The sequence below is a fragment of the Flavobacterium sp. CF136 genome (assembly GCF_000282055.1).
In the GTDB taxonomy this organism is placed as follows: domain Bacteria; phylum Bacteroidota; class Bacteroidia; order Flavobacteriales; family Flavobacteriaceae; genus Flavobacterium.
This window is the reverse complement of sequence record NZ_AKJZ01000069.1, coordinates 1-10,938: the sequence shown is the minus strand read 5'-3', so window position 1 is coordinate 10,938 and position 10,938 is coordinate 1. Positions and strand designations below refer to the sequence as shown.

The following is a 10,938-nucleotide window of genomic DNA, read 5'->3' as shown; positions in this document are numbered from 1 at the left end:
AGCTTGTGCAGCAGCTAAACCAGCACTATCACTGCATTGCAAAGTAACATTTAGAGCCGCAGCTGCGGTTGTCCATGTAGGGGCAGTAGTATCCTGAATGGTAATTACCTGCGTAAAAGTTGTTGAAGAATTATCGCAGACATCTTTGGCAACCCATGTATTGGTATAAGTTCCGGAATTAACACAAGAACCTGCAGAGAAAGTTCCGCTGGTTTTAGTATAGGTTACCGTTCCTCCGCAATTATCTGTAGCCACCGGAAATGCTGCCTGCGCAGTAGCCAAACCTGAGATATCACTGCATTGCAAAGTAACATTTAGAGCCGCAGCTGCGGTTGTCCATGCTGGTGCGGTAGTATCCTGAATGGTAATGGTTTGTGTGAAAGTTGTTGAAGAATTATTACAGACATCTTTGGCAACCCAAGTGTTGGTATAAGTTCCGGAATTAACACAAGAACCTGCAGAGAAAGCTCCGCTGGTTTTAGTATAGGTTACCGTTCCTCCACAATTATCTGTAGCCACCGGAAATGCTGCTTGTGCAGTTGCCAAGCCTGAGATATCACTGCATTGCAAAGTCACATTCAAAGCAGTCGCTGCGGTTGTCCATGTTGGTGCTGTAGTATCTTCAATGGTAATTACTTGGGTGAAAGTATCGGAAGTATTGCCACAATCATCTTTGACTGTCCAGGTATTGGTATACGTTCCGGCATTGGCACAACCTTGAGCCATAAATTGACCACTTATTTTTACGATATTCGAAACATCAGCATCACATAAATCGGAAGCTACAGGGAATAATGCCTGTGCAGCAGCCAAACCTGTAATGTCACTACATTGTAAAGTTACATTTAGAGCTGTTGCAGTGGTTGTCCATGTTGGTTTTGTAATATCTTGTACTGTTATTGTTTGACTAACAGGAGCTGAAGTATTTCCACAGGCATCTTTAGCAGTCCAGGTTCTAATTTGAGTATAGGAACCAACACAATTGTTTGTAATTGAATCCACAAACGTTAAAGATGATATTACACCACTATTGTCTGTTGCAGTAGCTGTTGCAAATACCGGTAAAGCTGGACAATCTATAGTTGTTGGAGAAGGTAACGGATTTATTACAGGAATAATAGAATCACCATCAATAATTGTTACTGTTTTAGTTAGCGTACAGTTATTTGTATCAGTAACAATAACACTATAATTTCCAGCACTAAGACCAGTGGCTGTAGCATTTGTTCCTCCTGAAGGTGACCATGCATAAGTATATGGCGCTGTTCCTCCCGCAGGTGTTACAGTTGCAGTTCCGTCAGAACCTCCAAAACAAGTTACATTTGTTTGCGAGGTTGTAGCACTTAAACTAGTTGGCTGATTAATGATAAAAGACTGGGTTTTTGTACAGCTGTTTGCATCAGTAACCGTTACCGTATAAGTACCAGGAGCAATGTTAGACAAATCTTTTGTGGTGGCACCGGTATTCCATAAATAGGTATACCCGGGAGTTCCGCCAGTAACTGTTAAAGTTAAAGATGTTGTCCCTCCGCTGCACCCTATATTTGTATGACTTTCACTTAACATAATTTCAGTAGGCTCAACAATTGGAAGAATGTAAGTGTTGGTTAAATTTTGTGTATCGGTTACTGTTAATTTTGCCGAATTATTTGATGTTGTATACGTATAAGTAGGATTAGCAATGGTAGAATCAGGAGCCCCTCCATCATTATTAAAATCCCAGGCATAGGTATAAGGTGCAATACCTCCGTTTGTTGTAGATGTGAATTTAACCGTTGTGTTTGTTCCGGTTTTACAAGCTTTGTAAGTAAATTGAACAGCTAAAGGTTTTGAAATCGTAAATGAGTTTGTAAAATCACATTGTGAGTTTGTATAACTACTGCAGGAATAATTTGTCCCTGGATCGTTATTACTATTCGTTTTCCAGGCAATTATAGTATTACTCAGGCTTAACTCGTCACCGCAGGTCCAGTTAAAAGGGCCATACAGTAGTTTTTTGTTATCCCCGGGAACTATGGTTCCAAGTAAAACATTTACAAAAGTCGTTACTCCCGCTATGGTAAGGTCGGAGTTTAATCTTGCAAAATAAATGTTTGAATTAGAATTTGAAGAATAATTAAGAAAAATATATACCTGCCGTACTTCTCCTATGGTACAGGTAGTATTGGTTATCGGATCACCATTTACATTAGATAAACTCAGATAGACATCTTTAAGGGTGTAGTTATTAGATGTACAATCATAGTTACAGGTTCGTAAATCAACTTGTGAAAATGAAAAAAGAATGTTAAATAGTAGAGTGAACGTTATAAAAACGTTTCTAATATTTTTAGATGTAAATAAATAAGTAATGATTTTCATAATCTCTAATTTTATTAAGTTAGGATTAAATAATGCTTTTGAATTCTTTTGTCTTTTTATAGGTTAAAAAAAAACATTTGGATCGATTCAATTTGAGAAAAAGTAAATTATTGATATCTCAAATTTTTAACATAAAATTTATTAAATCAAAGTTATGTAGATTGGTCTAATTTGCTTTTTTTTGTCTGTAACTAACCTGAAAACTCGTTGAAATGTGTTTTTTTGTTACATATTCTTTTAAAAAAGATATTTTTGGTTCTTTTTATAACACTAAAAAAGAGGCTCTTTAATTTAAAAATATTTAAAATATGTAAATTTTAATTTTATTTAAGTTATTGTAAATCAAATACTTAAAAATTTATTTAAATATTTTAAAACATCGATGAAGTGTGGTTTTTTATAGTTGAAATTCACTTTTTGATAAAAATGAACTTTCAGTTTTTTGTAAAAATTTAAAAATTACAGATTTCGCATTTGTGTAATTGTTTTTAGCAATGTTAACAGAATTAAAAAAAGGAGGACTATTAGAATTTCTTTTGTAAATTAGAACATGAATTAAAATAGTAACCGCTTTTATCTTATATCAAGATTATAAATACACACTGTTTATGAAAAATTTAATTTTAATACGCCATGCAAAATCAAGTTGGGAAGCACCACTTAAAGATTTTGACAGACCTTTAATGAAAAGAGGTATACTGGATGCGCATAGTGTATCAGGAAATATTACAAAGTTTCTCCCTAAAACATACATAATCTGGAGCAGTACAGCTGCACGTGCTACAGAAACTGCTCTTATTTTTGCACAAAACATATCCTATCCCATAGAAAGTATTTTATATAAGGACGAATTATATACTTTTGATGACAGACAACTCGAAAAAGTTATCAAATCGTGTGATAATAGTTTCGAAAGCGTTATTCTTTTTGGACATAACGAGGCTATTACAAATTTTGTTAATAAATTTGGGGATGTTTTTATTGAGAATGTCCCAACTTCAGGTTTTGTCTCGCTGAGATTTGAAGAAGATAGTTGGGATAAAATAAATAAAGGCAAAACTCATAAAACAATTTTCCCCAAAGATTTAAAATAAATAACGTGCACGAACAGAAATATATAGACAGAGAAAAAAGTTGGTTAGCGTTTAATGCAAGAGTACTTCAGGAAGCGGCTGATAATACAGTCCCATTATTAGACAGATTACGCTTTGTTGGAATTTTTTCAAATAATTTAGATGAATTTTTCAGGGTCCGTTATGCTGCAATCCGAAGGTTGAGCCTTTCCGGGATTTCCGGCGAAAAATATTTAGGCGGAGTCTCTGCTCATCAGTTAATTAAGGATATTACCGAAATCGTAATTCAGCAGCAGTCTGAAAGTTTACGTATTTTAAGTAATATAGAAGCTGAGCTTGAGGCTGAGAATATCTTTATGATCAAAGAAGATGAAATTACAAATGAGCAGGAAAATTACCTGAAAGACTTTTTTATTCAAAAATTAAGTCCGGAATTAGTAACCATTATATTAAATGATTTAGCAGAATTTCCTGTTCTTAAAGATACTTTAGGATATTTGGCAGTCCGGTTAGAAATGAATAAAAATGACGAAATTCGATATGCCATAATCGAAATTCCTAAAACGATAAACAGATTTGTGGTTTTACCGTCTAATGATGATAAACACTATGTAATTCTGATTGATGATGTGATTCGTCATAATTTGAAAAACATTTTCAATATTTTCGACTATAAAAGTGTATCGGCACACATGATTAAAATTACACGTGATGCACAGTTGGATATTGACAGCGATTTGAGTAAAAGTATGCTCGAAAAAATTGCAACATCCGTAAAAGACAGACGAATAGGGGAGCCTGTCCGGTTTATTTATGATAGTCAAATCGAAAATGATACTTTGCGATTTTTTCTCGATAAAATGAAAATTGTAGAAACGGATAGTATAATTCCCGGCGGAAGATATCATAATCGACGTGATTATATGAATTTTCCAAACCTAGGAAGATTTGATTTGCTTTATAAAACCAATGACCCTTTGCCAATTCCCGGCTTGAGCTTAGGAGGAAGTATTCTGGAGAAAATCAATAAAAAAGATTATTTATTACATGCGCCATACCAGTCTTTTTCATACTTAACAAAATTTTTGCGTGAAGCAGCCTTAGATCCAAAAGTAACAAGTATAAAAATCACATTATATCGCCTTGCCAAGAATTCACAGATTATCAGTTCTTTAATCAATGCAGCTAAAAACGGTAAAAAAGTAACAGTTCAAATAGAATTACAGGCACGTTTTGATGAAGCCAGTAATATTTCGTATGCAGAACAAATGCAAACAGAAGGAATCGAACTTATTTTTGGAATAAAAGGCTTAAAAGTTCACAGTAAAATATGTGTAATAGAAAGAATTGAAGATGGAAAAACCCGTCGATATGGTTTTATTTCGACAGGAAATTTTAACGAAGCAACCGCCAAAATATATACCGATGTTACTTTGTTTACCTGTCATCAGCAAATTCTGAAAGATATTTCCAAAATATTCGAATTTTTCGATATCAATTACAGAGTAAACAGATATAAACATTTAATTGTATCCCCACATTATACACGCTCTAAATTTATTAAACTTATAGATCGTGAAATCCTGCACGCTTTGGCCGGAAGAAAAACACATATAAAGCTTAAAATGAATAGTTTGTCTGATTTTAAAATGATCGATAAATTATACGAAGCCAGTAACGCAGGAGTAAAAATCCAGCTTCAGGTAAGAGGGATTTGTTCGTTGATTCCGGGAATTCCAGGCATGAGCGAAAATATTGAAGCAATTAGTATAGTCGATAATTACCTGGAACATTCAAGAGTTTATATTTTTGGAAATGCAGGTTTAACAGAAGTGTATATTTCTTCTGCCGATTTTATGACCAGAAACCTTGATGGAAGAGTTGAAGTTACCTGTCCAATATATGATCTTGAAATTAAAAAAGAACTAATTGATAATTTTAATATAGCATGGAAAGGTAATGTTAAAGTGAGATACCAATCCTATAAATTAGATAATAAATATAAGCCCCGAAATCATCATGCCCCATTTAGAGCACAATTTGAGACCTATAAATATTACCAAAATAAAATTGAGGCAATCGAAGAAGTTGTTCAGAAAATAAATTAATTATACCTAAATTTTCAAATCATAAGTGAGCATGATTAAAATAAAAAAATATGCAGCAATAGATATCGGATCAAACGCCATGAGGCTTCTGATATCGAATGTTGTAGAACAAGAAGGAAAAGAGCCTCAATTTAATAAAAGTTCGCTTGTTCGTGTACCAATTCGTTTAGGACAGGATGCCTTTACAGTTGGTGAAATATCTGAAGAAAATATAGATCGAATGGTGGATGCCATGAAAGCATTCAATCTTTTAATGAAAGTACATAAAGTAGAACGATATATGGCTTTTGCAACTTCGGCAATGCGTGAGGCTTATAATGGTAAGGAAGTTGTGGAATTGATAAAGAAAAAGGCAGACATAAATATCGAAATTATAGATGGTAAAAAAGAAGCAGCCATTATTGCTTCGACTGATTTGCATCATTTGCTTAAAACAGACCAAACCTATCTTTTTGTTGATGTTGGTGGAGGAAGCACCGAGTTTACTTTGTTCGCTGATGGAAAAATGATAAATTCAAGATCTTTTAAAGCAGGAACGGTACGCTTGCTGAACGATATGGTACATGATGTTGTTTGGGATGAAATTGAAAAATGGATTAAGGCCAATACTAAAGATTACGAAGAAGTAACACTGATTGGTTCCGGTGGAAATATTAATAAATTGTTTAAAATGTCAGGAAAACAGCAGGAAAAACCGCTTTCCTATATTTATATCAATTCACAATATGCATTTTTAAATTCCCTGACTTACGAACAACGAATTGCCGAACTGGGTTTGAACTCAGATCGTGCCGACGTAATTATCCATGCAACAAGAATTTATCTGAACGCAATGAAATGGAGTGGGGCAAGACAAATTTATGTTCCAAAAATTGGACTTTCAGACGGAATCGTAAAAGCTATGTACTACGATAAAATTTAATTAAAAAAATAAACCACAGATTCCTTCCTGTAGATTTTTTAACAAAGAATCTGTGAAAATCTTTTAATCTGTGGCAAAAAAATAAAATTATAATTCTGGCCAACAATAATTATTTTTAAAATGAACAAAACAAGACTTGAAGCTTTTAGTGATGGTGTTTTAGCCATTATTATCACCATTATGGTTTTAGAAATAAAAGTACCTCATGGTGTCGATTTTGTAGATTTGAAACCCTTGTTTCCTAAATTTTTAAGTTATGTCCTGAGTTTTATTTATATTGGAATTTACTGGAACAATCACCATTACCTGATTCATGGAATGAGCAAAGTCAACGGAAAAATTCTTTGGGCAAATCTGCATTTACTTTTTTGGCTTTCGCTGGTTCCGGTAGCTACAGGCTGGATGGGAGAACATAATTTTGCAAAAGCTTCGATGACGTTGTATGGTATTGTATTAGTATTCTCTTCAATAGCTTATTTTATTTTGCAGAGAATTATAATTATCAGTGAAGGAGAAAATTCAATATTGGCAAGAGCAATAGGGAAAGACTTTAAAGGAATTGCTTCTACGATTTTGTATATTCTTGGAATTATTTGTTCTTTTTTCAGTGAGTGGATTTCCGGAGCTGCTTATCTGGCAGTAGCTTTAATATGGCTTATTCCGGATAAAAGAATTGAAAGGGTTTTTGCTTCGAAAGATTGATTTATAATGAAATCAATTTTTCAATCGATTCGAGTTTTATCTCAAACGGAAGGGCTTCGACTCCGCTCCGCCTCATCCTGACACTTGTTTTGAATTAGATTTGAAGAATGAAAATCTTATGTATGTAAATCCAACCCAAATGTAGAACGCAAAAGTTCAATATTTGGATTTATTTCTAATAAACGATTGTATCTGTCCTGATCATTAAAACTACGTTTGCTTTCGATGGCTTCGTTTACTACAACTTCAATTGTTATATCATGATTGTGAAGGTGTCCTTTTAAATGTCCTAACAGTCCGTGAATCTGACTTTCAAAATCCAGTTTGGATCCTTCGTTTGGCAGCTCTAATGTAATCGTAGTCCCGTTTAAAGTTGGGTCGTTAATTAATAACAACGATTCCATGATTTTAAAACCTTTTTCGCCCAAGCGCTGTGCATATTTGTTCCAGTGCAATAACATGTCAGTCTCCGTAAATTCTTCTGTTGGCAGAACAGAAGAAGGTTTTACGTATGATTTACTGCTTGCTTCCAGTTCTTTTTTCTTGCGAATACTCGATAAAGAAAAGGCAGAAACTTTTGGTTCGCTGTTAACTTCTGATTTTGGAGTTACAGTTAATGGATTTACAACGGTTTCTTCAGATTTGGGAATTTCAACTGTTGCGCTGTATACATTGGCATCATTGCTTTCGCTGACATTGTTGTTGACTTTTTCCTCAGTATTTACAGTTTCGTATTTTGGAATTTGGGAATTCGTATTTGAAATTTCAGCTTTTGGCTGTTGAACTTCAACTATAGAATATCCGCCATTTTTAAAGTAAGTGGGTGGAATTATGAATTGCTTAACTTTTTTTTTTCTCCATCAAAATTGATAGAGGCTAATTGCATCAGACATAATTCGACTAAAAGACGTTGATTCTGACTTAATTTGTATTTTAAATCACAGTCGTTGGCAATGTCAATTCCTTTTAATAAAAAGTCCTGAGAACATTTTTGCGCTTGTACACCATACATTTGTTGTGCCTGCTCACCAACTTCAAGCAAACTTAAAGTTGCAGGAGTTTTGCTGACCAATAAATCCCTGAAATGTGAAGCTAAACCGGCAATAAAATGATGTCCGTCGAAACCTTTTGAAAGAATGTCATTGTACGCCAGTAAAAGTTCCGGAATTTTATTTTCTAAAAGTAAATCGGTAATGCTGATATAGGTTTCGTAATCTAAAACGTTTAGGTTTTCGGTTACGGCCTGACGCGTTAAATTAGTTCCGCAGTATGAAACTACACGGTCAAAAATCGATAAAGCATCACGCATTGCACCATCAGCTTTTTGAGCAATAATGTGTAAAGCATCGTCTTCAAAATTGATTCCCTGACTTGCAGCAACATCAGCCAAATGTTCCTTGGCATCTTTAACAGTGATTCTTTTGAAATCAAAAATCTGACAACGTGATAAAATCGTTGGAATAATTTTGTGTTTCTCTGTTGTCGCTAAGATAAAAATAGCATGTTTTGGCGGTTCTTCCAATGTTTTCAGAAAAGCATTAAAAGCAGCCGAAGACAACATATGAACCTCGTCAATAATATAAACTTTGTATTGCCCGGTTTGTGGCGGGATTCGAACCTGATCAATAAGGTTACGAATATCATCAACCGAGTTGTTTGAAGCTGCATCTAACTCAAAAACGTTAAAGGCGAAATCTTCGTTAGGATCATCATATCCAGGCTGATTTATTTTTCGGGCCAGAATACGTGCGCAGGTTGTTTTCCCAACCCCACGAGGTCCTGTAAACAATAAAGCAGAAGCAAGGTGATTGCTTTCTATGGCATTCAGCAACGTGTTGGTAATGGCTTTTTGTCCCACTACATCCTTAAACGTTTGTGGGCGGTATTTACGGGCCGATACTACAAATTGTTCCATATTCTTTTTTATTCGATAGCAAATATAGAGTATAATTTAGTGATTTAAAAATTTAAAAATTGAAAGATTTCAACTGTTTGAATAGCTGTAGGTTTTATCGTTTATCATTAAGAGGATTAGATAAATTGAAATTTATTTAATGAAAAAAGATTAATTTTAGGAGGGAATATAATCTGTTGACTATTGCTAACTTTAAAAACGAACAAATAAAATAACAATCAGATTGATTAAACTAATATTGCTTTGGTAAGGAAAGAAAAAACAAATTATATTTATGGACGCCAAATTATTAAAAATCATTGAATTCAGAAAAAGGGATTTAAATTCGTTACGAGAGCTATTTCTAAAAGTTCGTAAAAACACTTTTGTCTGGGCAGATCCAAAAACATTTGATTTATTAGATTTTGATACCCAAACCAAAGGAGAATATATTTTAACGGCACTGTATGACGAAAAGGTAATCGGATTTATTTCTGTCTGGATGCGGGATAACTTTATTCATCATTTGTATATTGATGAAGCATATCATAAAAAAGGGATTGGAAAAGCGCTTTTGAAAGCTGCAACAGAGAAAATAAAATTTCCCGTAGTGTTAAAATGTCTGGAGAAAAATATTGGTGCCATTGGATTTTATAAAAAAATTGGATTTATTGAGAAAGCGAGAGACGAAAATGAAAACGGTTCTTATATTTTATTTGAGTTGAACCAAAAAACAGAATAAAATAATGATACCAAGATGAAAATTATAACCTGGAATTGTAATATGGCTTTCAGAAAAAAAGCAGGTTTTATTTTGGTACATAAACCAGATATTTTGATAATTCCGGAATGTGAAAATATCGAAAGATTGAAATTTTCTAAAGATGTTCCGTTACCAACGGATATGCTTTGGTATGGTGCAAACCAAAATAAAGGTCTTGGTGTTTTTTCGTATAGCGATTACAGGTTCGAACTTTTGGATTGTCATAATCCTGATTTCAAAAATGTGCTGCCAATTGCTGTTACCAAAGGAAAAGTAGATTTTATTTTGTTTGCTGTCTGGGCAAATAACCCACAGGATAAAGACGGACAATATGTGACTCAGGTTTGGAAAGCAATTAATTATTATGAAAAACTGCTTTCGGGTACTAAAACGATTTTAATTGGAGATTTTAACAGCAATACGATTTGGGACAAACCAAGGAGAGAAGGCAATCATTCTACAGTTGTCACTAAATTAGCGGAGAAAAATATATTTAGTGTTTATCATAAATTCTATGATCAGGAACAAGGAAAAGAAATGCATCCGACTTTGTTTTTGTATCGTCATGAAAATAAACCGTATCATCTTGATTATTGTTTTGCTTCAAATGATTTTATTGAAGTTTTAGAAAGCGTTGAAATAGGAAGTTATGAAGATTGGAAAATGTACAGTGATCATAAACCTTTGATTGTGAAGTTTGGGGTATGAGTTTAAAAGTCTGTCATTTTATGATGGACTTTTTGTTTTTTACAATTTTAACGAAGGAGAAATCATATCCAATATTCGACTTTAGTGTGTGATTATCTTGTGTGATTTATTTCGTCTGTTCGCTAACGCTCGGGTCTCCTTCGTCGAAATGACAATATTGTGTTACTCTTTGTGTTTGTTTCTTGTAGTCCTTGCGAGGAACGAAGCAATCTCATTTGCTGAATCATTTTTTTTTTAGTAGTGTGGTTGCTTCGTTCCTCGCAAGGACTTAGATTGTGGTATCTTTTTGAAAACATAATTTTCTTATGAAAATGTTTGCTCTAGCCCTGATGGGAGCGGCATCCTTTTTTTGGCTTTTTTAGCCAGAAAAAGATACAGCGGACAGCAGGAATAGCTCCTGAAAATTT

10 protein-coding genes are annotated in these 10,938 nt (G+C 33.9%); 7 read left to right on the top strand and 3 right to left on the bottom strand.

Features of this window, described 5'->3' with window-relative positions:
* Positions 1 to 2,361 (bottom strand): SprB repeat-containing protein (locus tag PMI10_RS17930; protein WP_007810607.1); only part of this gene is annotated, 2,361 nt, incomplete at its 3' end.
* Positions 2,362 to 2,969: 608 nt separating this feature from the next.
* Between PMI10_RS17930 and PMI10_RS17925 the strand changes: the two genes are divergently transcribed.
* The 4 genes from PMI10_RS17925 (at position 2,970) to PMI10_RS17910 (ending at position 7,166) form a co-directional block, all read left to right on the top strand.
* Positions 2,970 to 3,455, top strand: coding sequence for a SixA phosphatase family protein (locus PMI10_RS17925; protein ID WP_007810606.1), 486 nt, complete (start codon positions 2,970 to 2,972; stop codon positions 3,453 to 3,455).
* A gap of 5 nt (positions 3,456 to 3,460) precedes the next feature.
* The gene (gene ppk1, locus PMI10_RS17920; RefSeq protein WP_007810604.1) at positions 3,461 to 5,542 is read left to right on the top strand and encodes a polyphosphate kinase 1; all 2,082 of its coding nucleotides are present in this window, start codon (positions 3,461 to 3,463) and stop codon (positions 5,540 to 5,542) included.
* A 31-nt stretch (positions 5,543 to 5,573) separates the two neighbouring features.
* A complete protein-coding gene (locus tag PMI10_RS17915) occupies positions 5,574 to 6,464 on the top strand; it encodes a Ppx/GppA phosphatase family protein (RefSeq protein ID WP_007810603.1) in 891 nt (296 codons plus the stop codon).
* A 120-nt stretch (positions 6,465 to 6,584) separates the two neighbouring features.
* The gene (locus PMI10_RS17910) at positions 6,585 to 7,166 is read left to right on the top strand and encodes a TMEM175 family protein (RefSeq protein WP_007810602.1); all 582 of its coding nucleotides are present in this window, start codon (positions 6,585 to 6,587) and stop codon (positions 7,164 to 7,166) included.
* Between the two features lie 116 nt (positions 7,167 to 7,282).
* Here the strand turns inward: PMI10_RS17910 and PMI10_RS17905 are convergent, their stop codons facing one another.
* Complete coding sequence (locus PMI10_RS17905) at positions 7,283 to 7,570, bottom strand: DNA polymerase III (RefSeq protein ID WP_238539485.1); 288 nt, start codon at positions 7,568 to 7,570, stop codon at positions 7,283 to 7,285.
* A 55-nt stretch (positions 7,571 to 7,625) separates the two neighbouring features.
* On the opposite strand from PMI10_RS17905, the gene PMI10_RS17900 reads away from it, so the two are divergent.
* Entirely contained in the window at positions 7,626 to 7,949 is a 324-nt protein-coding gene (locus PMI10_RS17900) for a hypothetical protein (protein WP_035632166.1), read from the top strand.
* Positions 7,950 to 7,995: 46 nt separating this feature from the next.
* Here the strand turns inward: PMI10_RS17900 and dnaX are convergent, their stop codons facing one another.
* Entirely contained in the window at positions 7,996 to 9,081 is a 1,086-nt protein-coding gene (gene dnaX / locus PMI10_RS17895) for a DNA polymerase III subunit gamma/tau (protein WP_007810600.1), read from the bottom strand.
* 274 nt (positions 9,082 to 9,355) lie between these two features.
* On the opposite strand from dnaX, the gene PMI10_RS17890 reads away from it, so the two are divergent.
* Positions 9,356 to 9,802 (top strand): GNAT family N-acetyltransferase, encoded by a 447-nt coding sequence (locus PMI10_RS17890; RefSeq protein ID WP_007810599.1) that lies wholly within the window; start codon positions 9,356 to 9,358, stop codon positions 9,800 to 9,802.
* A gap of 15 nt (positions 9,803 to 9,817) precedes the next feature.
* Entirely contained in the window at positions 9,818 to 10,531 is a 714-nt protein-coding gene (locus PMI10_RS17885) for an endonuclease/exonuclease/phosphatase family protein (protein WP_007810598.1), read from the top strand.
* Positions 10,532 to 10,938: the final 407 nt, after the last annotated feature.